This window comes from Chelatococcus sp. KU-N122 (assembly GCF_055391085.1).
Genome location: NZ_AP043981.1, coordinates 2,805,844 through 2,831,764 on the forward strand (window position 1 = coordinate 2,805,844; position 25,921 = coordinate 2,831,764).

The window sequence follows — 25,921 nt, forward strand, 5'->3', positions numbered from 1 at the left end:
GCGCAGACGGAATATCTCATGGCTGGCGCAAATATAGGATTATCTTTCTTCCTATTCGACGATTTAGGAATAATATTCGCTTGCCCGGCCGCGCTACGGTAGCGCATACAAACAGTAATCGACTCCGATGTAGAGTTGAATGCGCGCAATAGGTCCTGCGGTATTCATCGGCCGGACCTGGCGTGAATCTGCGTGATCATGGCCGTTCAGATCGACGAGCTGCACATCGGTGGCCCGTCTCGAGAGGCAGCTGGCGTTCCGATGAGCTCGATATCCTGGGACGCCCCGGCATCCGCTCCGATCGAGACGGAGACGACCGCGGACGGCTCGCTGCGGCGGACGGTCGTCGCCGACGCCGCCGCCCAGGCGGCCCGCACCCGGCGCGGCCGCGGGCGGCTGTCGGCCCTGCGTCACCTGGCCCCCTGGCTCGCGCCGGCGGCGCTCATCGGCGCCTGGCAATATGCCTCGGTCGTCGGCGCGCTGCCCGCGGACATCATGCCGTCGCCGACCGACGTGTGGGCGACGGTGGTGGATCTCGCCACGCACGGCACGCTCCTGCGGGACATCCTGGTCAGCCTGCGCCGTGTCGCCATCGGCTTTGCCATTGGCGCCAGCACCGGGCTCGTCCTCGGCGTCATCGTCGGCCTGTCGGCACTGGCGCGCGGGCTGCTCGACCGGTCGCTGCAGATGGTGCGCACCATCCCGCACCTGGCGCTCGTGCCGCTGATGATCCTCTGGTTCGGCATCGGCGAGGAGCCGCGCATCATCCTGGTGGCGATGGGCTCCATGTTCCCGGTCTACCTCAACACCGCGAGCGGCATCCGCACCGTCGACCCCAAGCTGGTCGAGCTCGGCCGCTCCTATGGCCTGAGCAGCGCCGGCGTGATCTGGTCGGTGCTGCTGCCGGGAGCGTTGCCGTCGATCCTCACCGGCATCCGCTACGCGCTCGGCGTCGCCTGGCTGACGCTCGTGGTCGGCGAGACCATCGCCTCGCGCGACGGCATCGGCTACCTCGTGCAGAACGCGCGCGAGCTGCTGCGCATCGACATCATCGTCGTCGCCATCGTTCTCTACGCCATCGCCGGCTGGCTGTCGGATCTCCTGACGCGGCTGATCGAGCGGCGCCTGCTGCGCTGGCACCCGAGCTTTGCCCGGGGGGCCGAGCCGTGAGCGCCGGCGCCGCCCTCGCCCTGCGCTCGGTCGGCAAGTCGTTCGGCGCCCGCACCGTGCTGCGCTCGCTCGATCTCGACGTGCGCGCCGGCCATTTCGTCTCGATCATCGGCCCGAGCGGCGTCGGCAAGTCGACCCTGCTGCGCATCATCGCCGGGCTGGAGCCGCCGAGCACCGGCCGGGTGGAGCTGTGGTCGAAGACACCAGCGCCGGACGTGCGCATGATGTTCCAGGAGGACCGCCTGCTGCCGTGGCGCACGGTGCTGCGCAACGTCACCCTCGGCCTCGCGGGCCGCGACGCGGACGCCAGGGCGATGCTGGCCGCGGTCGGCCTCGCCGGGCGCGACGACGAGTTTCCCGTCGTGCTCTCCGGCGGCCAGCGCCAGCGCGTGGCGCTGGCCCGGGCGCTGGTGCACGAGCCCGAGCTGCTGCTGCTCGACGAGCCCTTCGGCGCCCTCGACGCGATCACGCGCGCGGCCATGCAGCTCTTGCTGGAGAAGCTCCTGGCCGAGCAGCCCCGCACCGTCGTGCTGGTCACCCACGACGTCGAGGAGGCGCTGATCCTGTCCGACCGCGTGCTGCTGCTCGGCCCCGGCGGCATCGCCCGTGACCTCGCCATCGACAAGCCCCGGCCGCGCCACCGCGGCGATCCCGCCATCGCGGCGCTCAAGGAAGAGCTGCTCGACGCGCTGGTCGCAGCCGAAACCCTCGCTCCCGCCCCACCCGCCAGCCCCGACAAGGATCTCCGCCATGCCGCTCCCGCCCATGCCTGACCTGATCGCGGCGCCGCGCTGGTCGCGCCGCCGCCTGCTGGGCGCGTCGGCCCTGGCGCTCGTGGGCGCCGCATGCGGTCGCCCGGCGCTGGCGGCGACGGATGACGCAGCGCCGCTCACCATTGCCGTCATCGGCGATGGGCGCACCGGGGTGTGGGCGTCGCTGCGGGCCGGCGCCGGCGGGGTCAAGCTCGAAGAGGCGCTCGGAGCCAAGGTGGTGTGGCAGCCAGGCTTCACCGCATCGCTGCCGGTGATGGAGGCGATCAAGGCGGGCGGTGTCGACTTCACCTTCGCCACCGCCACCGCGGTGGTCAACGCCATCCCGGCGCGGGTGCCGATCGTGCCGCTCGCCGCCTATCCGCTGCCGGCCGACGAGGTCGACGTCATCGTGCCGGCGAATTCGTCGATCGCCACGGCGGCCGATCTCAAGGGCAAGAAGATCGCCCACCAGAACGGCACCACCGGCACCTACAGCCTGATCAAGTTCCTGGAAGGCGCCGGCCTGCGCCTGAGCGACGTGGAGGCGGTCAGCCTGAGCGGCGCCGACGCCTTCACCGCCTTCGGGCGCGGCAGCGTCGACGCCTGGATCCATTGGCAGCCGGCCATCGGCCTGGCGCTCGCCCGCCTGGGCGACAAGGCCCGCACCCTGCCGGGCGTGAAGACCTACGACTACGCCTTCTACGTCGCGCGCGCCGAGGCGGCGGAAAAGCGCCCGGAGGTCGCGGCCAAGCTGGTGAAGATCATCCGCGACACCCAGGGCTACATCGACACCCATCCGGCCGAGACCGTCGCCGCCTGGGCGGGGCTGGGCGGCTTCGAGGCGAACAGCGTCGACCAGAAGGTCTACGAGCGGCTGATCATCGACAAGCGGCTGTCCGATTCCGGCGCCGTCGGCTTGAAGCCGGTGGACGAGGCGGCCATCGCGTCGACGCAGGATCTCGCCGATAATTTTCAGGCGTTGGGCGTGCTGCCGCGCAAGGTGGACGTTCGCGCCTTTCTGCTGGCGCCGAAGTTCGACGGCATCAAGGCCATCGTCGCCGGCGAATTGGGAGCCTGAGCGCCATGACAGCAGACGCACGACACCTCAATCTGGCGGCCTTCGTCACGGCGGGGCCGGGCCGGCCGGGCGGCTGGCGCTACCCGAGCTCGGAATCCGGCTGGCTCGACATCGGCTACTACCAGCACATCGCGCGCGTGCTGGAGAACGGCCTGTTCGACATGGCCTTCTTCGCCGACATCCTGGCGGTGCCCGACCGCTACCAGGCCAGCCGCGACACGCAGCTGCGCTTCGGCGCGCTGGGCTCGTTGCGGCTCGATCCGCTGCTGGTGCTGACGGCGATGGCTTCGGCGACCCGGCACTTGGGGCTGGCCTCGACCCGCTCCACCAGCCACTATGAACCCTTCGACGTGGCGCGCGCTTTCGCCACGCTGGATCATCTGAGCGCCGGCCGTGCCGCCTGGAACGTGGTGACCTCGTTCCAGGACGCCGAGGCCCGCAACTTCTCCAAGGCCGAGCAAATCCCGCGCCACCGCCGCTACGACCGGGCCGACGAGTTTCTGGAGGTGGTGTTCAAGCTGTGGGACAGCTGGGACGACGACGCGCTGGTGCTCGACCGCGCCGCACCGCTGTTCGCCGATCCCGAGAAGGTGCACGCCATCGCCCACGCCGGCGAATGGTTCCATGTGCAGGGGCCGCTCAACGTGGCCCGGCCGCCCCAGGGCTATCCGGTGATCATCCAGGCCGGCGCCTCCGAGCGCGGCCGGGACTTCGCCGCGCAATGGGCCGACGTGATCTTCGTCAGCCACGATTCCTTCGACAGCGCCAAGGCCTTCTACGCCGAGATGAAGGCACGCACCAAGGCCTACGGGCGCGATCCCAGCTCGCTCAAGATCCTGCCGGCGGCGACGCCGCTGATCGGCGAGACCCAGGCCGTCGTCGACGAGAAGGCCCGGCTGCTGCGGGACCTGGTCGACCCGCACGCCGGCCTATCGACCCTGTCCTACCACCTCGACGTCGACCTCGGCGCCTTCCCGCTCGATGCGCCGCTGCCGGACGTGGACGTGCCGGGGGTGCAAGGGCACTACCAGGAGGTGCGCGAGGCGACCGAGCGGGACGGGCTCACCCTGCGCGACCTCGGCCGGCGCTACGGCAACCGCTACGAGGGCGACTTCCGCGGCACGCCCTCGGCCGTCGCCGACGGCATCGAGCACTGGTTCCGCGAGGGCGCGGCCGACGGCTTCACCATCAGCGCGCCCTACCAGCCCGGCGGCTTCGAGGAGTTCGTCCGCCTCGTCGTGCCGGAGCTGCAGCGGCGCGGCCTCTACCGCACCACCTACGAGGGCACGACGCTGCGCCAGAACCTCGGGCTCGAGCGGCCGCAGGCCGGGGCATGGCAGGGGCGGGCCACCCGCCGCGAGCAGAGGAAGAGCGCATGACCGAGGCCCCGATCGAGCCGGCACCGGTGGCGAGCGAGGATCTCGTCACCGTCACCGGCCAGTCCATCGGCCTTCCCGGCCGCTACCTCATCAGCGCCGGCCGCAATCACATCGTCTCCGACGCCCGCGTCTCGGCGGGCGGGCCGGGCGAGGCGCTCCAGGCCGGTGAGCTGCTGCTCGGCGCGCTCGCCTCCTGCGGCCTGGCGCTCGTCCACAAGCATGCCGGGGTGCTGGGCGTCGCGCTCAGCTCGTCCGACGTCGCCGTCTCGTTCAAGCGCGACCCGGCCGACCCGACACGCTACGAGCACATCCGCCTGCGCTTCCGGCTGGGCGGCGTCGACGCGGCGACCGCCCGCGAGCTCGTCGGCCACTTCACCGGCACCTGCCCGATCTACAACACGCTGCGCCGCGGCGGGCCGATCGAGGCCGAGGTCGAGGCGGTAGCAGCGCGAAGATAGCCGGCGATCTATGCGCCGTGCGGCGATCGCGATGCAGATCGCCGAGGCGCGGGGGCGGGGCCGCCGGCGCATTCGGCCAGGACCTCGCCGATGACCTCGAGATCGGCCGGCGACAGCGCGCAACTCGTCGATACCATGATCGTCCGCCCCGCCAGATCCCGCGCATGGCCTGTCGCCGTCAGCGTGGGCCTGGAGAGGTCCGGGTAGTCGGCCAGGGCGCGGGCGAACAGCTTGGACACGCCGATGCCGCGGCGCCAGAGCCGTTGCAGGGCCGCGTCGGCGCCCTCGCTCGACGGCAGCGTCACCAGGCAGAACGTGCCCGTCGGCCGTTCGCCGCGTCGCGGCTGGTGCACGGCAAGGCGCGGGTCGAGCGCCTGCAAGGTCGTGGCGATCGCCTGGAAACGCTGCGATGTCTGTTGCAGATGGTCGGGCAGGCGCGCCAGCGCACGGGTGCCGACGCTGCGGCGCCACCGCCCGACCGGGTGCATCGGGATAGCCCCGCTGAAGGCGTCGCCGACGGCGCGGATCGGATCGTCGCGATCGAGCCAGCGCCGCAGCGTCCGGCCGTAGGTCAGGCGCACCCCGAGCGGATTGTAGACGGCATGGTAGCCGGCCAGCTCCACCGCGCGGCGCAGCTCCAGGCCGGGTGAAGGGCGCACGAGGCGGCGGGCGACGCGCCGCAGCTCCGCCCGCAGCTCCGCATCGTCCGTCACCAGGCAGCCGCCTTCGAACAGCGTCAGCCCCTTGCCGACCGCGAAGCTGAACACGGCCAGATGGCCGGCACGGCCGACGCTGCGGCCGCCGACGGTCGCGCCGAAGGCCTGCGCTGCATCCTCGATCACGATGATCTCGTCAGAGGCCGCCTCAGCCGTCCGCCTGACCGCGGCGACGTCGGTAAGCGCGCCGCCATAGTGGGCCGGCACGACGCACAGCGTATCGTCGTCGAGCAGACGGGCCAGATGCGCCAGGTCGAGGTCGAGGCTGCCCGGCGCCAGGTCGCAGGCGACGCTGGTGAGGCCGGCCCGGTCGGCCGCGTGCACGACGAGGGGGCAGGTGTAGCCGGGAACGATCACCGTCCGGCGCGGGCTGCGCGCCTTCAGGGTTTCGAAGGCGATGACGAGGCAGGCCGTTCCCGAGCACTCGATCTGCACGGCCGGCCGGTCGAGAAAGGCGGCGACGGCCGCTTCGAACGCGTCGCCGTCGCCCGGCGGGCCGATCAGATCGCGCCAGCGGGGCGGCAGGCCGGCGGTCGGCGGCACCTCCCGCCAGCTAGCCACGCGCGCCGGCCTTGCCTTCGACATGCGCCAGAACGACGGCCCCGGCCAGGATGGTCACGCAGCCGACGATCTGGATCGGCGCCAGGCGCTCGCCGAACAGGTAGAACGACGCGGCGGCGACCGTCAGGATCTCCAGGTGGGAGGCCGCGAACAGCGGCCCGATCGCCGTGCTGCGCATGAGCATGACATAGGTGAGGAAGGCGCCGCCGTAGGCGACGGCGATCCCCCAGGCCCACGGCTCCCGCAGCAGCCTGCCGACGAAGCCCAGGCTGGGCTCGACCGGCTCGGTGGCCATCGCCGTCAGCTTGAACGCGATCTGGCCAAGCGTGTCGAACCCGAGCAGGGCGACGAAGCCCACGTAGAAGAGCCAGCGCATCATGGCATGCCCAGGCCCACCAGAAGGATGCCGACCGCCACCAGCCCCATCCCGACGGCCCGGCCGACGCTGATCACCTCGCCGAAGAGGAGGCGCCCGCCGAGCGCCACCGCCAGGATGTTGAGGCTGCCGAGCATGACGCCTTGCGCGAGCGGGATCAGCGAGAGGAAGCCTAGCCAGAAGAACGCCTCGAAGGCGAAGGCGACCACGCCGATCCACAGCAGCGGCTTTGCCAGGATGGCCCACCACGCCGTGGGCGCCGCCGCCTCCGACTGGAGCGAGGCGCCTTTGAAGGCGAGCTGCCCCAGCGTGTCGCAGGCCAGATTGGCGGCCCAGAACATGGCCAGCAGCGGCGTCACCGGAGCACCGCCGGCAGGTCGGCGCCCGACAGGGTGAACGAGTAGGTGACGCCCAGGCCGACGGTGAACTGATTGGGGGTGCCGAATTGCCGCGTGATCGGGCTCGCCGCCGCCTGATCGACCAGACGGTCGTAGCGCGTGAACACGGTGGTGCGCCACTGCGGTGACCAGTCGTAGCTCAGCGCCGCCGCGGCGCCGACGGAGACCGGGCCGCCCTTGGGATAATAGGGAGCCACCAGGCCGTTGCTCAGCGATTGCAGCGTCGTCACGCCGAACTGCTGCTGCATGGCCTGGGCGCTGGCGAAGGAGAAGCGCGGCCCGCCCGACAGGGTGAAGGCACCGAACGTCCGCACCAGGTCGGCCGACAGGTCGGCGACCAGGCCATCCCGGCTGCCGAGGCCATGCCGCACCTCGAGCCGTGTGCGCAGGGACCCGGGAACCGGCCACACCTCCGCGAACAATCCGGCCTCCAAGGTCCACGGGATCGGCCCGAGGCCCACCAGCCGCGGGTCGTCGCCGCTGCTCCGGCCGAACTGGAGATTGGCGACCGGGCCGAGCTTGAAATACGGGGTCGAGAACAGGGTGTAGTCGATGCCGTCGTCGGGGGCCGAGAACTCGATCGGCTCGCCGGGCCGGCGGAAGCTCATGGACGGCATGGCCGACAAGCCGTACTTGCCGGCGCCCGTGTAGTTCGGGCTGAGCTGGCTCGTGCCGCCGATGCTGACGACCCAGCCGCTGTCGGCTGCTGCCGCGGACGTGCCGCCGTCCTCGGCGTAGGCGTGCCCGAGGCTGCCGGCCGCGGCTGCGGCGGCGAGCGCCACGGCGACGAGGCGGCGAGCGATCGGCAAAGCAAAGCGGAGCCGATGGCGGGAGCGGATCATCTGTGTCCTCAGGCCGGGCTTCGATCGATGCGGATGCCCAGCTTCTTGACCCGGTGCCAGAAGCTTCTCTCCGAAATGCCCAGACGCTCGGCGGCGCGGACCTGCACGCCACCGGCTTCCCGCAGCGCCTCGAGCAGGAAGTTTCGCTCGAGCCGGGCGAGCTCCGCGTCGAGATCGCTGGGCAGTGTCTCCATGGCGTGCGGACGGGCGGCTCCCTCGAGCACGTAGCGCGGCAGGTCGGGCACATCGACTACGGATTCCCGGCAGACGATGACGGCGCGCTCGACGCAGTTCTGCAGCTCGCGAATATTGCCGGGCCAAGCATAGACGTTCATGGCGCTCTCGGCCGCCGGCGTAAAGCCCACGATGCGCTTGGCCGTCGCCTCGGAGAACAGCTTGAGGAAGTGTCGGGCGAAGAGCGCAATATCGCCGGGCCTCTCGCGCAGCGCCGGCAGGCGCATGGGAAAGACGTTGAGGCGATAGTAAAGGTCCTCGCGAAACGTGCGCTCGGCGGTCATCCGGCGCAGATCCTTGTGCGTGGCCGCGATGACCCGCACGTCCACCTTGATCGTCGCATTGCCGCCCACCGGCTCGAAGGACTGCTCCTGCAGGGCGCGCAGCACCTTGGCCTGGGTCGCCAGCGGCATGTCGCCGATTTCATCGAGGAACAGGGTCCCCTGATCCGCCAGGGCGAAGCGGCCCTCGCGCGAAATGGTGGCCCCGGTGAAGGCGCCCTTGACGTGGCCGAACAGCTCGCTCTCCAGCAGCCCTTCCGGGATAGCTGCGCAATTGACGGCGACGAACGGCTGAGCGCCGCGCGGACTGTTGTAGTGGATGGCGTGGGCGACGCGTTCCTTGCCCGTGCCGCTCTCGCCTTCGAGCAGGACGGTGGCCCGGCTCTGGCACACTTCGGCGACCTGCTGGAGCATTTGTTGAAACGCGGCGCTTTCTCCGATCAGCTGGTCGAAGCGATACTTCGCCTCGATTTCGCCGCGCAGCCGCTTGTTGTCCTCGACGACGTCGCGCAGCTTCAGAGCCCGCTCGATGGTGGTGACGACGTCATCCATGTCGAACGGTTTGGAGATGTAGTCGAAGGCTCCTTCCCGGACGAGCTCCACCGCATCCCGCACGGACGCGTAGGCCGTCATGATGACGACCGGAATGTCCGGACGCGCCTTGCGGACACGGTGCAGCAGGTCGCGTCCGGTCAGGCCGGGCATGCGCAGGTCGCTGATGATCAGAGCAACCGGGCGCGATGCCAGAATCTCCTCGGCGTCCGCTACGGACGTCGCGACCTCGGTCCCGAAACGTCGATCGGCCAGCGCCGCGGCCAGGACCTGGGCCAGGCGCTGCTCGTCGTCAATGATCAGAATAGGCGGTCTCATGGCCCACCTCCGCGCGATGGAGCGGCAGGGACAGGTGAAAGACGGCGCCGCCTTCCGGACGATTGCCGCCGGACACGGTGCCGCCGTGGTTCGTGATGATCGAGCGGACCTTGGCGAGGCCCAGGCCCGTGCCCTTCGCCTTCGTCGTGAAGAACGGATCGAAGATGCGGTCCCCGACCGCGGGGGCGAAGCCCACGCCGGTGTCCTCCAGGTCGAGGCTGACCCGATCCCGGCTCGTCCGGCAGGTGATGCTCAGGAGGCCGCCCGCGGGCATGGCGTCGAGCGCATTCAGGATCAGGTTGAGCAGAACCTGGTAGAGCCGGTCCCGATCGCCCAGGATGATCAGCCCCGCGCTTGCGCCCGTGACGGCGCAGGTGACCTTGCGCCGCTCGAACTCCGGACGGAACTGGCATACCGCCCGGTCGACGAGCTCGCGCAGGTTCAGGGGTGCCAGCGCAAGCTCGTGCGGACGGACATAGTCGAGCAGCTCGCGCACCAGGCGGTCGATGCGCGACACCTCGTCTAGGACGAAGCCGATCATCTGGTCTTCGCTCCACCGCAGCCTCGACCGCTGCCGCACCACCTCGCTCGACGTTTTGATGATGCCGAGCGGATTGCGGATCTCATGCGCGATCACCGCGGCCGCCTCGCCCAGCGCGGCGAACTGCTGGCGCCGGCGCATCTCGTCCTCCATGCTGCGCAGGCGATCGAGCTGCTGGGTCATCGTGTTGAACCCGCGGGCGAGCTCTTCCAGCTCGGGGCCGCCTTCCTCCGCCACCTTGGCATGGTACTCGCCCGCCGACACCGCGCGGACGCCGACCGTCAGCGAGCGGATGGGATTGGTCACGCGCCGCGACAGGACCAGCGCCACGGCCGTGGATAGCAAGCCTGCGAGCGCGGCCAGCGTGGCGAACAGCTGCCACGTGGACAGGCTCTCGAAGTCTCGGGCCGAGCCCGCCAGGCGCACGGTCAGGACGCCGATCAGGTTGCCCTTGTCGTCGAGCAGCCCGGTGAAGCCGGTCGTCGCCTGCTCGCCGGGCGGCTGCTCCACGATGACGGAGCGGGGGTCCTTCAAGAGCTGCTGCAACACCTTGGTCGGCACCCTGGGGTTGCCGGGCTGCGGCTCGGCCGCCCGCGAGTCCAGCCGGTACGTGTCGATCTCGAAGGAATGCATGGCGTGCGCGCTACTGAAGAAGCGCTCGTCGATCAGGTTGGCCACGTAGACGAAATGGGTCTGCCCGGCGACCTCGACCGAGCGGACGGCGGCGATCGCCAATGCGGGCACGTCGTTCTTGTAGACCTTCGTGATGGACCGCCGCGGGCTGTTGCGCCCCTCGAGCCCGACGTCGATGATGCCGGTCGAGAACTCGATCTTGCCCTCGGCCGAATAGATGCGAATGGCGTCGTAGCCGACCGACGACAGGAGCTCCGCCGTGGTTCCCAGCACCGCGCTGCTGCCCATGTCGGCCGGCTGGCTGCTCGACAGGGCCGCAGCGATGATCGTGGCGGCGCGGTCGGCTTCGTCGAGGCCCTCGTCGACCTCGCCGGCGAGGAAGCGGACGCCCTCCTCCAGCCAGCGATCGATGTTGCGCTGGAACGAGCTGGAGATGGCCTCCGCCACCAGGTAGCTGGCGCCCAGCACCGGAAGGGCGCTGACGAGGAAGAAGGCGAGCACGAGCCGCCACCGCAGGGAGAGGCTGCGCAGCATCGTCATCGGAGCGGCTTCGCCGGCGCCTGACAGCTCCCGGGCGGCTTGGCGACCCGTGCCCAGCTCAGGCCCCGCCCGAAGGCGGGCGTGCCCAGATAGGCCGTCACCTCCAGCGTGTCGGGCGTGCTCACGCGGGCTTGCGCGGAATAGGACTTGCCGTCGTCTGGATCATAGATCCGCCCGCCGCCCCAGCCGCCGTCGGGCTGCGCTTCGAGGCCGGTGATGACGTCGATGCCGCAGACGGGCCGCGTGCGCAACGAGCTGTCCGGATTGTTTTCGTCCGCCAACGGCCGGCCGGCGTCGTCGGTGGGCTCCTTGAGCCACACGACGCGGCCGCAGCGCGCCGTCCCGCAGGGGTGGATATCGACGATAGCCTCGCCATCGTCCGTGCGCCACATGCCCGCGATCTCCGCTGCCGCCGCCGGCCCCGCCCACAGGGCCGCCAGCACCGCCCCGGTGACGATCGTAAGCGCGATTCTGCTTTCGGTCATGGCCTCATCTCGCCGGCTCTGATCCGCCGTAGATCCGGGTCCCAGCGGTCGAAGGACAACAGGGGGGCCGCGAGCCGCACGAGCCCGTTGAGGGCCCGGTTGCGGTGCTTGACGGCGATCCAGGCCGGCGTCAGGACGCTTCCCAGCCGGACCTTGGACGCGTATGCGGTCTGGCCCGATTGCAGCCAGTGACGCCCCGTCTCCTGGCACAGCCGCACATTCTCGATCCAGCTGCGCACGTAGAGGTCATGCTGGCGGGCGAGTGGGTAGCGCATGCCCAGGAATTTGTCGATCACGCGATCGGGCTCGAGGAGCAACATGTTGAATGCGGCAAGCTCTCCGCCGATCCAATAGAGCATGAACACAACGCGGTCACTGAGCCATCGTGACACGAAGTCGAAGTAATTTCCTGGAAGCTCCTCGAAAGCGCCGTACGCGAGCGCGCTATGGGCTCTCGTCGATTCGTAGAGCGCGCCGATCGACGGCGCGAGGTCCCGAATGTCGTGCCTCCGCTCGACGCGGACCGCGGCTCCGCCCCTCAGCTTGCGGCGGACGTCCTTGCGCATGCCGCGCGTGAGCGTCGCGACATAGGCGTCGATATCTCCGTCGGGAACGCCGAGCGTCGCGATCGGCAGGCTCCGCAGCTCGACAAAGCCAGCCGCCATCGCGGCTGGCCGCAACTGCGTATGCTCCGCTCCGACCAGGTCCTTGAACGCGATGAGCTGCGCGCCGGTTCTCGCTGCCTCCTGCTCGACGGCCGCGATGAGCGCGCGCAGCACGAGGTCTCGCTCGCCGTCGCCGAGGCCGGGCCTCAGCCCGACATGGCAGCGGTCGGTGAACGGCGAGCCGATGCCGAGCAGGCGCCATTCGACCAGCCCCGGGAAGCGTTGGCGCAGCAGCTCCGCGAGGTGGCGCAACTGCCCCTGAAGCGGCGTGTCGAGCCGATACGAGAGCGTGAACAAGGGACAGGCGGCGACGACGCCGCTGCCGTCGCTCAGGCAGGCGGCCGACAGGGACACGCCGGCCGGCGGCCGCTCCTCGCAGGCGCGATAGTAGGCCCACCCCTCGGCCTCGTCCGGATAGAGAGCGGTCCAATCCGCTTCCGGGAGTGCGCTGACGCCCGGCAAGATCTCCGCGGTCAGCGCGGGCGCATCAGGCGACACGCATGCCGTCCCTTGCACGGGGTGTCTCGGCGGTCTCCATGAACGACGACACGAAGCGGAGCGCCCGATCGGTGACGACGTCGCGCTGCCGGTCGACGGTGATGATGTGATAGCAGTCGTCCAGAATCAGGGACTCGACGATGCCCCCCAGCTTGCGCTGCAGGTAGAACGCGTTGGTGAGGCTCGCCATGTCGTCATCGCGGGCATGGATGATCAGCGCGCGCTGGCGCACCGAGGGCAGCTGAGGCTTCAGCGCCTTGATCAGCCCCGTGAGCTCGCGCACCGACACGCCCGGCGTCGCCGCCAGGCCGGCGGCCGCCGAATCGCCGCCGAACATCGCCCGCTGGACCACGGCTCGCGTCCGTTCGTCCTTGATGCCGAAGGGCTCGGTCTCCTCGAAGCGCCAGCGCCCCCCGAGCGGTGTGAGCAGGAAGAGCTTCAGGAAGCTGCGGTACCACGGGGTCGACCAGCCGTCGTACCAGAGGGTGGGCGCCATCATCATCAGCCCGTGCACCCGGGCCGGCTCCCGCGCGGCGAGCAGCGCGGCGAGCAGCGCGCCCATCGACAGGCCCCCGACGATGACCGTGCTGCAGCGCCGCTCGAGCAGCAGCAGGGCGTTCTCGACGCTGGCGTACCAGTCTCGCCATGTCGTGGCGGTGAGATCCGCTTCGCTGCCGCAATGCCCGGCGAGCTGGCAGCACAGGACCGTCGCGCCGGCCTCGGCGAGCTTGCGGCCGACCGGCTTCATCTCGACGGGCGTTCCGCCGAGCCCATGAATGAGCAGCACGCCGACGGGGCCGCCGTCGAAGGCGAGGCTGCGGTCGCCGGCCGGTCGGAGTTGCCGGAGCCCGGCCGCGCGCCGCGGGCTTGCGTCGGCCGCGGCCGCATGGGGGGCGAAGCCGACGGTGTGGTCCAGCGACTGTATCCGTGCCACGATCATGAACTCCAGCCCGATGCGGATAAGGCCCGACGCAGCCCGTCGAGCAGGCGGCGATTGGTGTTGTCGTTGATCGCGGTCGCGCGCAGCCCGGTCGCCGCGGGGCGGGGGCGGTCGGTGATGGACAGGAACGCCCTGAACGGATCGCGGAAGCGGGGCGGCGAATAGTCCCCGCACACGTCGAGGCCGAGGATCCGGCGGCAGGCGGCAACCCGGGTCACGGCCTCCAGAACGTGGTCGAGCCGCATGGCGCCCTGATCCCAATTGGTCGCCGCTTCAGCTTGGCCCAGCACGTCCTTGTCGAGCGAGATCCACACCGGCAGGTCGGGAAGCCGGCGGCACAATTCGTCGAGGAAGGCGGAGAAGGATTCCTGCGCCAGATTGCGCCACGTGAGCCGGCCCGCCGTGGTGCAGGCGCCCGGCCCGTGGACCGCGCGGCCCCAGAGCGCCGTCGCCGGCGCAGCCCAGGCGTAGACCTCGAGGCGTCCGTCGCGGATGGCCTGCAGGTTGGCGGTCTTCCACTCCGGATGGGACAGATCGGCGCTGCACGGGCCGATGGTGACGACGCGCGCCACCTCGGCCAGCTCGAGCGCCCGGTTGACCCACGAGCCGCAGTTCAGCGTGGCCGGGAAGCGGACCCAGTCGGGATGGTTGTCGAAATGCAGGATCGTGAACCGCTCCCGCACCTGGCTCAGCAGGGCGTAGGCCAGGTGGTGGAAGTCGCCGGAACCGAGGAAGGTGACCGCCGGTTCCGGCGCCGCGGCGGACGGTAGCCGCCGCAGCAGCGCGGCCAGCGCCGCGCGGCTGGCGACGAGGCGCAGGCGGGGCGCCAGGTCGCGCGCCTCGACCACGTCGGCAACGCCGTCCCGGGCCAGCTCCGCCAGGGCGGGTTGCGCGGGCAGCGAACCGTCGAGATCGATGAGGCGCACCCGCATCGCGCCCTCAGTCCCTGGCCACGCGGACAAAGAGCTGATCGAGCAGCGCCAGGGCGAGGTCGATCTCCTCCTTGCTGATGGCCAGTGACGGCGCCAGCGTAATGACGTTCTTGTGGTAGCCGCCGATGTCGAGCACCAGGCCGTAGCGGCGGCCGTTATGCTCCAGGTCGCCCTTGAGCGCCTCGTCCACCATGCGGTCGACCAGCGCCTTGGACGGGGTGAAGCTGTCGTGCGGCTCGCAGATCTCGATGCGCAGCGCCAGGCCCAGCCCGTCGACGTCGCCGACGATGCGGTGGCGGCGCTTGAGCTCCTCGAGCCCGGCCAGGAAGTACCGGCCCTTGGCCGGCACGCTCGTCGCATAGTCGTCCTCGTGCATCATCCGCATGGCCTCGAGCGCCACGGCGGTCCCGAGCGGATTGGCGTTGAACGTCGAGTGCGTCGAGCCGGCGGGAAACACGGTCGGGTTGATCAGGTCTTCGCGGGCCCAGATGCCCGAGAGGGGATTGAGACCGTTGGTCAACGCCTTGCCGAAGACGATGACGTCGGGCTCGACGCCGAAATGCTCGATCGACCAGAGCTTGCCGGTGCGAAAGAAGCCCATCTGGATCTCGTCGACGACCAGCAGGATGCCGTAGCGGTCGAGGACCGTCTTGAGCTCCTTGAAGAAATTCCTGGGCGGAATGATGTAGCCGCCGGTGCCCTGCAGGGGCTCGACGTAGAAGGCGGCGTATTCGCACTGGCCGGCCTTCGGATCCCAGATGCCGTTGTATTCGGACTCGAACAGGCGCTCGAACTGCTTGACGCAGTGGCTGCCGTACTCCTCCTTGCTCATCCCCTTCGGGCCGCGAAAATGGTAGGGGAAGGGAATGAACTGGGCCCGGTCGCCGAAGTGGCCGTAACGGCGGCGGTACCGGTACGACGACGTGATGGCCGAGGCGCCCAGGGTGCGGCCGTGATAGCCGCCCTCGAAGGCGAACATCAGGCTCTTTCCGCCCGAGGCGTTGCGGACGAGCTTGAGCGAGTCCTCGACCGCCTGGGCGCCGCCGACGTTGAAATGCACGCGGCCCTTGTGCCCGAACTTGGCTTCGGCATCCCGGGCGATCAACGTCGCGAGCTCGATCTTCTCGCGGTGCAGATATTGGCTGGCGACCTGGGGCAGACGATCGATCTGCCGCTTCAGCGCGCCGTTGAGCCGCTTGTTGCCGTAGCCGAAGTTGACCGCCGAGTACCACATCTGGAGGTCGAGGAAGGCCTGGCCGGCGGCATCGTACAGGAACGAGCCTTCGCAGCGGTCGAAGATCTTCGGCACATCGGTGTAGTGGACCGTGTCGCCCCAGGAGCAATACTGGGCTTCGAGCGCCAGCAGTTCGGCTTCGTCTAGGGCGGTATCGGCGAGACGCAGGGCGGCTTTAGTCGACATGGGCGAGATTCCGTGAACCGGTTTGCGGGCGGATGAGGGCCGGCGGCTGTCCCGCCAGCCATCGCTCGAAGCGCGGCAGCAGATCGGCAAAGTCGGTGAAGCGCTCATGCGGAAAGCCCGCCGACCGGCAGTGGTCGGCGAGCCTGGCCTTGGCGAAGACCATGGCGGCCTCGCCGGCGGCACAGAAATCCGATCGCCCGTCGCCGATGAGGACGTTGATGGTGCCGGCCAGGCCGCTCCGTCCGGCTGCCGCGCTCCGGCACTTGCAGTGTCCCGCAGCCGAGCGGCAGGCCGGGCTGCCATGCGGGAAGGCGAGCCGCCAGCGATCGGAGCCGGTCTGAACGAGCGCGTTGGCGAGCGCCGGCGCCCTCACGCCGAGCCTGTCGAGGCCGGAGCGGACGGAGAGATCCAATCCGTCGGATACGACGACGAGGTCGATGCGCCGGTGGGCGCAAAAGGCGGCGAAACGGGTGAAGCCCGAATCGAGCGGCAGCGTCTCGAGGAAGGCCTCGAGGGACGAGCGCGTCGCCCGAACAAGGTCGATCTGCCGGGCCATGCATTCGCGCGAACCGATCAGCCCCTGTTCCCAGAGGGTTTCCAGCTCGGTCCAGGACGGGAGTGCAAAACGCTGAAGGACTCGGTCGGTGGTGTCGTCCGTGGAGATGGTGCCGTCGAAATCGACGAGCACGCGCAGGTGTGGATGCATCCCGCTCCTTGATGTTGTCATCCGGCCATGACGCCGGTGCGGGGCCTTGCGCAAGCGACGTGCCAAGGGAAAAGTCGTTGCAAACCAAGGCATGGCGGCTGCGGCCGCACGAGGTGAAAGCTCCAAAATTTGGAGCTTCCCCCGTGATGCGGGGGCTCCGCCGTTGCCGTGCGATCCACGCGGCGCCGGCTCCGCCGCCCCCCGGTCGGCGCCACGACACCAGGCCCTGGCCGTCCCGGTCCCGGCTAGATCCAGGCAGCTCAAGAGCTTGCGGCCGGCGTCCGGATCGCGTGCGTCTCCGTCGTTTCGCCGCGGTGTCCGGTGGCGGTCGGCGGCATGGGGATTGCGTGGTGCCGGCACCCGCCCACCATTGCGGCCCGCGACAGCTGATCCCGAGACCGAGTCCGTGAGCATATCCGAGCGCCTGCTCGTCGGCGCCATGACAAGATGCGTGCGTCGGGGCGACCTGGTCCTGCTGACGCCGAGCGGCGCGCGCCATGTCATCGGCGATGGTGGCAGTCCCCGCGCCGTCGTGCGGCTCACCGACCCCTCGGCGGCGCGCGAGCTGCTGCTCGATCCCGATCTGCGTACCGGCGAGCTGTTCACCGACGGCCGGCTCGTCGTCGAGGAGGGGACGATCTACGACTTTCTCGAGCTCGTCCTGCGCGGCGCGCGCGACGCGCCGGTGCCGCTCTCGGTCCGCATCCTCGACCGTTGGCGCTACGCGGGTCGGCGCTTCCTGCAGCGCAACGGACTGGTCCGGGCGCGCCGCAACGTCGCCCATCACTACGATCTCGACGGACGTCTCTACGACCTGTTCCTGGACACGGACCGGCAGTATTCGTGCGCTTACTTCGAGCATGACGACGAGGATCTCGATTCAGCCCAGCTGGCCAAGAAGCGGCACATCGCCCGCAAGCTGCGCATCGGGCCGGCCGACCGTGTCCTGGACATCGGTTGCGGCTGGGGCGGGCTGTCGCTCTACCTCGCCGGCACCGCCGGTGCCGCTGCGGTCTTGGGCGTGACCCTGTCGCGCGAGCAACTCGCCGCCGCCCGGACGACCGCCGCCGCCCGCGGCTTGGACGAGCGGGTGCGGTTTGCGTTGCAGGACTACCGCGAGGTCGACGGCAGCTTCGATCGGATCGTGTCCGTGGGCATGTTCGAGCACGTCGGCGTCGGGTTCTATGATACGTTCTTCGATACATGCCATCGGCTGCTGGCCAAAGACGGGGTGATGCTGCTCCACTACATCGGCAATTCCGATGCGCCGGATTTCACCAACCCCTGGATCGAACGCTACATTTTTCCCGGCGGCCATATCCCCTCCTTGTCCGAGGTGCTGCCGGCCATCGAGCGCTCCGGTCTCGTCGTGACCGACGTCGAGGTCTTGCGCCTTCACTACGCGAAGACATTGCGTGCCTGGCGCAACCGCTTCCTCGCCCGGCGGCAGGAGGCCGCCCGGCTCTACGACGAGCGCTTCTGCCGCATGTGGGAGTTCTATCTCGCCATGTCCGAGGCGGCCTTTCGCTACCAGGACATCGCCGTGTTCCAGATCCAGCTCACCCGCCCGGGATGAACACCTGGCGCGGCCGGCCGTCCGGCACGGTCAGCGGCGCGACCGCCGCAGGGTGTCCCGGACCGTCGCCTCGAGGAGGATGGCCACGCAACCGACGAGCAGGACGGCTCCGCCGATCAGCGGGCTCACGTGCAGCCCGTGGATCAGGGCCGCCACGGCCGCCACGAGCACGAGCGTGGCCAGGCTCAGCCGCGCGTCGGCGAGGAACATGCCGACGAGTTCGGCCAGCACGTCTTTCAGGATGGTCATGGCTGGCTCCTAGAGCGTGATCCCAAAAGTGGACACCGGTTTGGGGGCAAGATCATGCGCAAGACAAAGACTTGGAGCGGGATGGTGATTCGAAGAAAAACCATCCCGCTCTAGGAATCGAGGAACGGCTCGGCCCCGGTGGGCCCGGAGCGTCGGGACGAGAGCCGGCCCAGCGCCGCGGCCGCCGCGACGCCTACGCCGAGGAACAGCGCGGCGAAGCCCAGCAGCACGAGGTCGTGGCCGGGCCAATCCACGCCGAGGCCTTCGCCCGTCCAGAACACGCCGAATGCCGACAGCATCACGCCGACGCCGAACTTCAGCGTGTTTTCGGGCACGCGCGACAGCGGCCGGTGCACGATCATGCCGACTGTGAGGACGGCGAAGCAGGCCACCAGGGCGCCCGCCGCGGCGGGTGCAATCAGCCCGCGCCCGGCGCCGACGGCGATCACGATGAAGACGACCTCGAGCCCCTCCAGCAAGACGGCCTTGAAGGCGGCGAGGCCGGCGATCCAGTCCTGGGAGGCCGGGCGCCTGGGGGCGTCCGCCGCCAGCTGGGCCGCCTCGGCGGCGAAGATGGCGTCCTCGTCATGGAGCGGGATGACGCCAGCCGCGCGCAGGATCGCCTTGCGCAGCCACCCAAGGCCGAACAGCAGCAGCAGGACGCCGATCACCAATTGCAGGGCATGGATGGGCACGCGGTCGAGCAGCGGGCCGAGCAGCAGCACCACCAGGGCAAGCACCGCCAGCGCCGCCGCCGTGCCCAGCAGCGCCGGGCGCCAGCCGCGCAACGTGCCGACGGCGAGCACGATGGTGAAGGCTTCGACCACCTCCACCAGCGATGCCAGGAAGGCGGCGGATATCGCCGGCGCTGCAACGCTCCAGGGGACCATGCCCATGTCCTTTGCTCCCGACGGGCCACCGGTTGGATCCCGTCGTCGTCACTACATTGTCGCCCAAATTATGTAGTAAATACGACATCGACATCCCGACCGCGAGGAAGTGCCATGGCACCAGGGGCATCGTTCAGCGAGCGCGTCGCCAGCAGGCTCCATGAGCTGAGCCCGGCCGCGCAGCGCGTCGTCCGCGTCTTCCGGGAGCATCGCGAGGAGGTGTTGTACGCGTCGGCGGCGACGCTGGCGGCAAAGGCGCAGACCAGCGACGCCACGGTCGTGCGCACGACGCGGGCGCTCGGCTATTCCGGGCTGGACGAGCTGCGACGCGCCCTGGCGGCGGAGCTGAAGCAGTCTCTCTCGCCCGCCGGCCGCATGCAGGAGACGTTGCGGACGGTCGGCGGCGATCTCGATGCGGCTTTCGCCGTCACCCTCGATATCCATCGCGAGGCCGTCGACGCGCTGCGCCGCGACGTGCCGCTCAACCAGTTCCGGGCGATCGTCGAGCTGATCTGCGGCGCGCCCCGTGTCGTCGCCTTCGGGCTCGGCCCGTCCGGCGCCCTGGCCGAGTATTTCGCCATCCAGCTCGGACGCTTCGGCTTCGACATGCTGAGCTTGACGCGGTCTGGCCTGCTGTTCGCCGATGACCTGCATCGGCTGCGCCGGGGCGACGTCGTCGTCATCCTGGCCTACAGCCGTGTCTATCCGGAGCTCGACGCGCTGCTGGAGGAGGCCGAACGGCTGGCGCTCAACACGGTCCTGATCACCGACACGCTCGGTCCGGTCCTCGGGCTGCGCGTCGACATCGCCCTGGCGGTGGCGCGCGGGCGGGCGGACATGCTGAGCATGCACGCCGGCACGCTGGCGCTGCTCGAGACCCTGCTGGTGGGTATCGCCGCGGCGCGCCCCGGGCCGACCCTCGAGGCGCTGGCGTCCCTCAACCGTCTCAGGACGGGGCTCTCCGGCGAGGAGACCGGGCTGCCGCAGCCCGGATAGAGCCGGCCTGGGCCGGCGATCTGCTAAGATACGGCGTACCTGTAGAGGCCGTCGACCACGAGAACCGCGAGGAGCGACGCGCCGGCCAGCGGGAATACGATCGCGAGGCACAGGACGATGACGGCGAGCCATTTCAGCTGCGGCTCGGCGATCGCTCGCGGTGCGCCGAGGCGTCCCCGAGGGCGCCGGCGCCACCACATGTAGGGCCCGGTCATGGACAGCACGACGATGCCGATGCAGGGGATCAGCATGACGAGCTGGTTGAGGCGGCCGAAATAGTTGCCCATGTGCAGCTGAACGCCCAGCTCCACGGCCTGAGCCGCCCAGCCGTAGTCCGAAAAGCCGACGTCCCGCAGCACCTTGCCGGAATACTGATCGATATAGAGCGTGCGCTGTCCTTGGGGCCGATCCGGATAGGTGAAGGCGGTGAAGGTGCCGGCTGGCCCCGCCGGCAGCGTGAGGCGGTAGGCCCCCGTCATGCCATGGTCGGCGAGGATGCCGACCGCGGCATCGATGCTCACGGGGCGCAGCGCCGATTTGCCCGGGTTGCCATGGCCATCATGATGGTGCGCGTGCACGTCGGATCCCGGCACCGGCTCCTTTGCCAATGTCCAGGGCCCGGCCTCGGCGGTCGCCGCCGCGGGGCTTGCGACGGGGGCCGTGCCGTGGCCCCGATGGCTATCCGGATAGCCGATACCGGCCATGTCCGTGCCCCGGCGGAACAGGTCGCCCCACAACGACGCCCAGGGCAGCCCCGTGAGGATCAGGAACATGGCCAGCGCGGCGGTCCATAGGCCGGTCACGGCATGCAGGTCCCGCCAGAGGACACGGCCACGTGCGGCCAGTCGCGGCACGAACACGCCGCCGCGCGCTTTCGTCTCGACCTGAGATGCCTTCGGCCGGGGCCACCACAGATAGAGCCCCGTGACCATGAGGATGAACGCCCAGCAGGCGGCGAGTTCGACGATGTTGTCGCCGTAGCTGCCGAGCATCAGGGAGCCATGAGCAATATCGGCGAAGCCGACGAGCGTACGGCTGTAGACGTAGGAGCCGAGGACCGCTGCCGTGCCCGGATCGACGAAGACACGGATGGGAGCTCCGCCGGCAGGCGTCACGAAGACTTCGGCCGATCGATTGGGCGTCTTGGGCATATCGATCCGCGTCGCCGTCCCGCCGGGCGCGTGCTCGAGCGCGGCGGCGACAAGCCGGCTGGCCGGCTTGGCCTGTGTGTAGGGGGACACAATCCGCAAGTCACGGTGCAAGATGTCGTTGATCTCGTCATTGAATAGATAGATTGCCCCGGTTATGGCCAGAACGAGTGTGAATGGCGCGACAACCAGCCCAGCGTAGAAGTGCCATCGCCAGATGGTGCGGTAAAGCGCCGTATAGGGAGAGCGTTGCGAGGACATGATGGACCTGCTTCAACTTGACACGAGCCATTCTGTCGAGCACGGAACCCGACCGAAATTTGCTTCGCTCAGAATTTGATGTTGTAAGACAGCTCGACACTGCGAGGGGCGCCTAGATAAACCTGGGTCGAGCTGTAACCCGACCAATCCGCATAGAGCGCATCGGTGAGATTGCGACCGCGCAAGCGCAAGGTGCCGCCGCCGACGTCATAGGCGAGCCAGGCGTCGAGGATGGCGCGGCTACCGACCTGGATGGTATTTGCGTTGTCGGTGTAGAAGGGGCCGACGTACTGCAGCGAAGCGCCGAGGGTGAGCGGAATGGCTTCGAAGCGATACGTGCTCATCGCATACATCGCGTGAGTGGGGACGTTGGGCGGCCGCTTGCCGGCGAGGTTGCCGGACGCATTGCGCAGCTCCGTGAACTCAGCATCGATCCACGTGGCGTTGCCCTTCACCGTCCACTGTTCCGTCACGGCGAGGGCAACCTCGATCTCCACGCCTCGTGACCGCTGGCTGCCGCCTTGTATGGTCAGGGACGGATTCACGGGATCGCGCGTGAGAATGTTGTCCTGGTCGATCTGGTAGACGGAGGCGGTGGTCACGACGCGGTCGTTCCAGAACGCCGACTTGAGTCCGGCTTCCACGGAGCGGCCTGTCGAGAGCTCGAAGTCGTAGTTGGCGAGGTTGCTGAGCAAAAGCGAGGCGACCGGCACCGTCGCCTCGTTGTACTGAGCGAACAGCGCGGTGCCGGGCGTCAGGTTGTAGACCGTGCCCACACGCCAGGAGACGCTGTCGAACGTCTTGTCGAAGCGCGATAGAACGCCGGCGTTGAGATCGTCGATCGTGCGGTCGAGGCGGATGCTCTCGTAACGGACGCCACCGACGGCCAGCCAATCCGGGGTCAGGTTGACGGCGTCCTCGCCGAAGACGGCGAGCGTTTCGATCCGGCTGCCGAAATTCTGTCGTGTCGGAAAATTCTGCGCGGTGTCGGCCGGGAAGAAGCCTCTTGCCGGGACATAGGGCGACACCGGCGTCGTCGTGCCGAAGCGGCGCTCGGAATCCAGCAGCGTGTCGATGTATTCGGCGCCAACGCCGAACCTGTGGCGGAAGCCCACCACGTCGCCGTCGAAATTGGCGCTCAGGCGGTCCGACCAAAATCGCTGATCGTGGTTGATCTTGGACGTCGTTCGATCGAGCAGCCCGGTCGCGGGATTGAAGGTGAAGTCCTCGGAGTTCGCCCAGTCGCGAAAGGCCTTGTAGGCGTTCAGCTCATTCTTGATCGTCCAGTCGTCGGTCAGCCGGTATTCGGCGCCGGCCCGCAGCCACACCGCGTCAGACCGCATCAGGCCGTTGTAGACGTTGTAGTTCATGTCCCGCATCGCCTTGTCGACGACGTATCCGTTCTGCGTGGTCACGAGCTTGCTGGGGGCAAGCGCCGATGAGAACGGCACGAGCGGGAGGCCCTGATAGGGGGTGCTGTAATTGTCGTGGAAGATATTGGCGGAGGCGGTCAGCGTGAGCCGGTCGGTCGGCGTGAACGTGGCAGCGGTGGTCAATCCGAAGGTTCGCGAATTCGTATCCACGATATAGCCCGCGCCTTGCCCGTAGCTCAGCGTCGTGCGCACGGCGGCATCGGGGCTGACCGGCGCATTGAAGCCGGTCCCGACCCGGACGGTGTTGAAGCTGCCATAGCTGGCGAGCCCTTCGGCGCTCGTCTCGCCAAGCGTGGGCTGCTTGGTGACCAGGTTGATGGCGCCGGCCAGCGCGCCGGTGCCGTAGATGACGGAGGCCGGTCCTTTGAGCACCTCCACACGCTCGAAATTGAACGTATCGGAGTTGCGCGAGGTCAGCAGCGGATCCGCTGCCTGGACCCCATCGATGGAATATCCGGTCGCGCCCCGTGAGAACCCGCGGATGGACGTGACGCCAGGCTCTCCCGGCAGGTTGCCGGCGTAGACGCCCGGCACGGAGTTGTAGGCCTCCGTGAGCGTGCGCAGCCCCTTCTCTTCGATGTCCCGCTGCGAGACGATGTCGACCACGCCGGGGGTCTCGAGCGGGGTGAGCCCGACGAAGCTGCCGGTGTCGTTCTTGATGCCGAGCTTGGCCACGTCGTCGCCAAGGGGCCCGTTCGGCTGGCCTCCCCCTTGGACGGTTATGGTCGACAGCTCGACGTGTTGGCGTTCCTGCTGGGCAGCGGCGTCATGGCCGGGCAAAGCAGCCGCGACAAGCGCAGCGCTGGAAAGCAAGTAGGTACGCATGAATAGCTCCGGACGCGCCTGTCCGGGGCCAGAACATGGCCAGGATTGCAGGCGTCGCAGACGTGCATGGACAGGACGTGAGACGATGAGCGACGGCGTCAGCGACGCCGTCGTGCGAAGCGCGGCGCTTTGCGTCGTTTCAGGCCGGTGGTCCGCGGGCGGAGACGTGACCCCGTGCAGCCGGGCCGGCGGCCCGTATGTCTACGGCCTGCCAGCCGACGGTCGCGGTGGAGCGGGCAAACGCGATGGTCGCGGCATGCGGATCCGGCGGCGGCAGTGCGCTGCCGAGCGTGCAGGCGGCGGTGCAGCAGGATTTATGCGCAAGGTGATCGGCGTTGCCGTCTGAGGGTAGGCCGGGAGCTTTGGCCGCATCGTGGCCGCAGATGATCTCGCCCGCGAGCCGCGCATCCAGCATCGAACGGGCGGGCATCGCCGTCGCGAGCAGCGTCTGCGCGATGAACGCGTAGAGCGCCACGAGCGCAACAATGCTCCATGCCCGCCTGTCGTTGCTACGCCGCCCCCTCATGCGTCCTGTTAAAAATGCGCTCAGGGCAAGGTCAAGGTGGCAAATGGCGCAAGTCACGCGCGATGGGTGGCTTGCCGCTGCTCAATAGGCCCGATTTGCGCGCCAGGACTCTGGGGCCGGGGCTGCTGTTATCCGTCGCCGTAGCTCGGCGCTGGCCACGTCACGCCCGCCGTCGGCGGAGCGATGATTCGAAACGATCATCTCCCTCCAGGCTCAGGCGTTTGAGGTTGGGCAAGCGGGCCTCTGATGCCGATGCAGTTGCCCCAGGGGGCGCGCACCTGGCACATCCAGACGCCGCCGTCGATTTCCAATGGCCCTCTGTAGAGCGAAGCCCCCACCGACCTCAGCTCGGCAAGCGATCGTTCGAAATCGCCGACCCGCCAATAGACCACGGAGCCGGCGGCGCCGCTGGGCACCTTCTCGTCGGCCGGAACGATCTCCAGCTGTGTTTCGCCGATCCTGAGGAATTCGAAGCCGGAAGGCTGGCTCGTCTCCAGCACGGCATGGGGAAACGCGCGTTGATACCATACGAGGCCCTCGTGCACGTCGGAGACGTGCACCAAAACGGCGGCGACAACGTTCGTCACAGCGACCCCTCGGCTTCGAACGTCTTGTTCAAGCCGAACCTTGTTAGTCCAATCCCTCCTCAATTCGACAGCGCTCATTCGCCGGCGTCCACGCTTGGCATGGGTGTGGCCGCGCCCACGCCGGACGTCGGGCGCTACCGCCCGACGAAGCGCGCCTCGCGCTTCTCGCGGAAGGAGGCGGTGCCTTCCCTCAGGTCGTCCGTCCGGCCCAGATCGTAGAACGAGCGGGATTCGAGGCGGAGCGCCTCGTCCATCGGCAGGCCGACCGCCCGCTTCATGACGTCCTTGGCGAAGCCCTGGGCCAGCGGCGAGCGCTTGGCCAGCATCTGCGCATAGGCGAGCGTCCGCTCCAGCAGCTCGGCCTCGGCGTGGATGCGGTTGACCAGGCCGATACGCAGCGCATGCTCGGCGTCGACCCGCTCGCCCGACAGAACGATCTCCATGGCGTGGCCGAGGCCGACGATCTGCGGCAGCCGGATCAACCCGCCGTCGCAGGCGTGGAAGCCCCATCGCACGTCCTGAAGGGCGAACTCCGCGTTGGGCGCGCAGAAGCGGATGTCACAGGCCAGCGCCAGCTCGAAGCCGCCGGAGATGGCGTAGCCGTTCACGGCCGCGACGATGGGCTTTGGGACGTCCATGTTGCGGGTGATGCCGCCGAATCCCGGCCCGTCGGTGTAGCGGCGCCTGAACTCCGGCGCCGGACGGTTGGCGAAGTCCACCGTATAGGTCTTGAGGTCGGCTCCGGCGCAGAAGCTCGTGCTGCCGGCGCCCGTCACCACCGCCACCCGCGCGTCTGCGTCGTCGGCAAAGGCGCGGAACGCCTCGACCAGGGCATCGTTGGCGGCGAAATCGAGCGAGTTCATCTTGTCGGGCCGGTTGATCGTGATCAGACGAACGGCGCCGTGGTTTTCGTAGAGAATATCCGAGCTCATTCTCGAAACCTTTGTTGTCTGTG

26 protein-coding genes are annotated in these 25,921 nt (G+C 69.0%); 7 read left to right on the forward strand and 19 right to left on the reverse strand.

Annotated elements, in window-relative coordinates; genetic code table 11:
* Positions 1 to 261 precede the first annotated feature (261 nt).
* The 5 genes from ACZ5PO_RS12615 to ACZ5PO_RS12635 are packed head-to-tail and all read left to right on the forward strand — an operon-like array spanning position 262 to position 4,837.
* The gene (locus tag ACZ5PO_RS12615) at positions 262 to 1,170 is read left to right on the forward strand and encodes an ABC transporter permease subunit (protein WP_464193867.1); all 909 of its coding nucleotides are present in this window, start codon (positions 262 to 264) and stop codon (positions 1,168 to 1,170) included.
* Entirely contained in the window at positions 1,167 to 1,943 is a 777-nt protein-coding gene (locus ACZ5PO_RS12620) for an ABC transporter ATP-binding protein (protein ID WP_464193869.1), read from the forward strand. Before ACZ5PO_RS12615 ends, ACZ5PO_RS12620 begins: the two co-directional genes overlap by 4 nt.
* The gene (locus ACZ5PO_RS12625; protein ID WP_464193871.1) at positions 1,921 to 3,000 is read left to right on the forward strand and encodes an ABC transporter substrate-binding protein; all 1,080 of its coding nucleotides are present in this window, start codon (positions 1,921 to 1,923) and stop codon (positions 2,998 to 3,000) included. The genes ACZ5PO_RS12620 and ACZ5PO_RS12625 overlap by 23 nt, the downstream gene beginning before the upstream one ends.
* A 5-nt stretch (positions 3,001 to 3,005) precedes the next feature.
* Positions 3,006 to 4,379, forward strand: coding sequence for an LLM class flavin-dependent oxidoreductase (locus ACZ5PO_RS12630; RefSeq protein WP_464193873.1), 1,374 nt, complete (start codon positions 3,006 to 3,008; stop codon positions 4,377 to 4,379).
* Complete coding sequence (locus ACZ5PO_RS12635) at positions 4,376 to 4,837, forward strand: OsmC family protein (RefSeq protein WP_464193875.1); 462 nt, start codon at positions 4,376 to 4,378, stop codon at positions 4,835 to 4,837. The genes ACZ5PO_RS12630 and ACZ5PO_RS12635 overlap by 4 nt, the downstream gene beginning before the upstream one ends.
* An 8-nt stretch (positions 4,838 to 4,845) precedes the next feature.
* On the opposite strand, the gene ACZ5PO_RS12640 is transcribed toward ACZ5PO_RS12635, so the two are convergent.
* Genes ACZ5PO_RS12640 through ACZ5PO_RS12695 form a run of 12 tightly spaced genes read right to left on the reverse strand, consistent with a single transcriptional unit; the run spans position 4,846 to position 16,475 of the window.
* The gene (locus tag ACZ5PO_RS12640; protein WP_464193877.1) at positions 4,846 to 6,114 is read right to left on the reverse strand and encodes a DegT/DnrJ/EryC1/StrS family aminotransferase; all 1,269 of its coding nucleotides are present in this window, start codon (positions 6,112 to 6,114) and stop codon (positions 4,846 to 4,848) included.
* Entirely contained in the window at positions 6,107 to 6,493 is a 387-nt protein-coding gene (locus ACZ5PO_RS12645; protein WP_464193879.1) for an EamA family transporter, read from the reverse strand. Before ACZ5PO_RS12645 ends, ACZ5PO_RS12640 begins: the two co-directional genes overlap by 8 nt.
* A complete protein-coding gene (locus ACZ5PO_RS12650) occupies positions 6,490 to 6,849 on the reverse strand; it encodes a hypothetical protein (protein WP_464193881.1) in 360 nt (119 codons plus the stop codon). The genes ACZ5PO_RS12645 and ACZ5PO_RS12650 overlap by 4 nt, the downstream gene beginning before the upstream one ends.
* A complete protein-coding gene (locus ACZ5PO_RS12655; RefSeq protein ID WP_464193883.1) occupies positions 6,846 to 7,730 on the reverse strand; it encodes a MipA/OmpV family protein in 885 nt (294 codons plus the stop codon). The genes ACZ5PO_RS12650 and ACZ5PO_RS12655 overlap by 4 nt, the downstream gene beginning before the upstream one ends.
* An 8-nt stretch (positions 7,731 to 7,738) precedes the next feature.
* Positions 7,739 to 9,115, reverse strand: a complete 1,377-nt coding sequence (locus tag ACZ5PO_RS12660) for a sigma-54-dependent transcriptional regulator (protein WP_464193885.1) — start codon at positions 9,113 to 9,115, stop codon at positions 7,739 to 7,741.
* Entirely contained in the window at positions 9,090 to 10,829 is a 1,740-nt protein-coding gene (locus tag ACZ5PO_RS12665; RefSeq protein WP_464193887.1) for a sensor histidine kinase, read from the reverse strand. The genes ACZ5PO_RS12660 and ACZ5PO_RS12665 overlap by 26 nt, the downstream gene beginning before the upstream one ends.
* Entirely contained in the window at positions 10,826 to 11,314 is a 489-nt protein-coding gene (locus ACZ5PO_RS12670; RefSeq protein ID WP_464193889.1) for a DUF2147 domain-containing protein, read from the reverse strand. The genes ACZ5PO_RS12665 and ACZ5PO_RS12670 overlap by 4 nt, the downstream gene beginning before the upstream one ends.
* Positions 11,311 to 12,477 carry a GNAT family N-acetyltransferase gene (locus tag ACZ5PO_RS12675; protein ID WP_464193891.1) on the reverse strand — a complete coding sequence of 389 codons (1,167 nt, stop codon included), beginning with the start codon at positions 12,475 to 12,477 and terminating at the stop codon, positions 11,311 to 11,313. The genes ACZ5PO_RS12670 and ACZ5PO_RS12675 overlap by 4 nt, the downstream gene beginning before the upstream one ends.
* Positions 12,467 to 13,411 (reverse strand): alpha/beta hydrolase, encoded by a 945-nt coding sequence (locus tag ACZ5PO_RS12680; protein WP_464193893.1) that lies wholly within the window; start codon positions 13,409 to 13,411, stop codon positions 12,467 to 12,469. The genes ACZ5PO_RS12675 and ACZ5PO_RS12680 overlap by 11 nt, the downstream gene beginning before the upstream one ends.
* A 2-nt stretch (positions 13,412 to 13,413) precedes the next feature.
* Positions 13,414 to 14,349: an arginase gene (locus tag ACZ5PO_RS12685; protein WP_464193895.1), complete on the reverse strand. Its 936-nt coding sequence runs from the start codon at positions 14,347 to 14,349 to the stop codon at positions 13,414 to 13,416.
* A 7-nt stretch (positions 14,350 to 14,356) separates the two neighbouring features.
* Positions 14,357 to 15,769, reverse strand: coding sequence for an aspartate aminotransferase family protein (locus tag ACZ5PO_RS12690; RefSeq protein WP_464193897.1), 1,413 nt, complete (start codon positions 15,767 to 15,769; stop codon positions 14,357 to 14,359).
* Positions 15,759 to 16,475, reverse strand: coding sequence for an HAD-IB family phosphatase (locus ACZ5PO_RS12695; protein ID WP_464193899.1), 717 nt, complete (start codon positions 16,473 to 16,475; stop codon positions 15,759 to 15,761). Before ACZ5PO_RS12695 ends, ACZ5PO_RS12690 begins: the two co-directional genes overlap by 11 nt.
* Positions 16,476 to 16,881: 406 nt before the next feature.
* Here ACZ5PO_RS12695 and ACZ5PO_RS12700 point away from each other — a divergent pair, with 406 nt between their 5' ends.
* Positions 16,882 to 18,051: a class I SAM-dependent methyltransferase gene (locus ACZ5PO_RS12700; RefSeq protein ID WP_464193901.1), complete on the forward strand. Its 1,170-nt coding sequence runs from the start codon at positions 16,882 to 16,884 to the stop codon at positions 18,049 to 18,051.
* A 30-nt stretch (positions 18,052 to 18,081) separates the two neighbouring features.
* On the opposite strand, the gene ACZ5PO_RS12705 is transcribed toward ACZ5PO_RS12700, so the two are convergent.
* Positions 18,082 to 18,300, reverse strand: coding sequence for a hypothetical protein (locus tag ACZ5PO_RS12705; RefSeq protein WP_464193903.1), 219 nt, complete (start codon positions 18,298 to 18,300; stop codon positions 18,082 to 18,084).
* Between the two features lie 110 nt (positions 18,301 to 18,410).
* Complete coding sequence (locus tag ACZ5PO_RS12710; protein WP_464196818.1) at positions 18,411 to 19,190, reverse strand: COG4280 domain-containing protein; 780 nt, start codon at positions 19,188 to 19,190, stop codon at positions 18,411 to 18,413.
* Positions 19,191 to 19,304: 114 nt separating this feature from the next.
* Here ACZ5PO_RS12710 and ACZ5PO_RS12715 point away from each other — a divergent pair, with 114 nt between their 5' ends.
* Positions 19,305 to 20,186, forward strand: a complete 882-nt coding sequence (locus ACZ5PO_RS12715) for a MurR/RpiR family transcriptional regulator (RefSeq protein ID WP_464193905.1) — start codon at positions 19,305 to 19,307, stop codon at positions 20,184 to 20,186.
* A 23-nt stretch (positions 20,187 to 20,209) separates the two neighbouring features.
* Here ACZ5PO_RS12715 and ACZ5PO_RS12720 read toward each other — a convergent pair whose 3' ends face one another.
* The 5 genes from ACZ5PO_RS12720 to ACZ5PO_RS12740 all read right to left on the reverse strand — a co-directional run bounded on the left by ACZ5PO_RS12720 (position 20,210) and on the right by ACZ5PO_RS12740 (position 25,898).
* Entirely contained in the window at positions 20,210 to 21,595 is a 1,386-nt protein-coding gene (locus tag ACZ5PO_RS12720) for a PepSY-associated TM helix domain-containing protein (protein ID WP_464193907.1), read from the reverse strand.
* A gap of 68 nt (positions 21,596 to 21,663) precedes the next feature.
* Positions 21,664 to 23,853 carry a TonB-dependent receptor gene (locus ACZ5PO_RS12725; protein WP_464193909.1) on the reverse strand — a complete coding sequence of 730 codons (2,190 nt, stop codon included), beginning with the start codon at positions 23,851 to 23,853 and terminating at the stop codon, positions 21,664 to 21,666.
* Between the two features lie 139 nt (positions 23,854 to 23,992).
* On the reverse strand, positions 23,993 to 24,328 hold the full coding sequence (locus tag ACZ5PO_RS12730) for a hypothetical protein (RefSeq protein ID WP_464193911.1): 336 nt from the start codon (positions 24,326 to 24,328) through the stop codon (positions 23,993 to 23,995).
* Positions 24,329 to 24,576: 248 nt separating this feature from the next.
* A complete protein-coding gene (locus ACZ5PO_RS12735) occupies positions 24,577 to 24,966 on the reverse strand; it encodes a VOC family protein (RefSeq protein ID WP_464193913.1) in 390 nt (129 codons plus the stop codon).
* A gap of 134 nt (positions 24,967 to 25,100) precedes the next feature.
* On the reverse strand, positions 25,101 to 25,898 hold the full coding sequence (locus ACZ5PO_RS12740; protein WP_464193915.1) for an enoyl-CoA hydratase/isomerase family protein: 798 nt from the start codon (positions 25,896 to 25,898) through the stop codon (positions 25,101 to 25,103).
* Positions 25,899 to 25,921 lie beyond the last annotated feature (23 nt).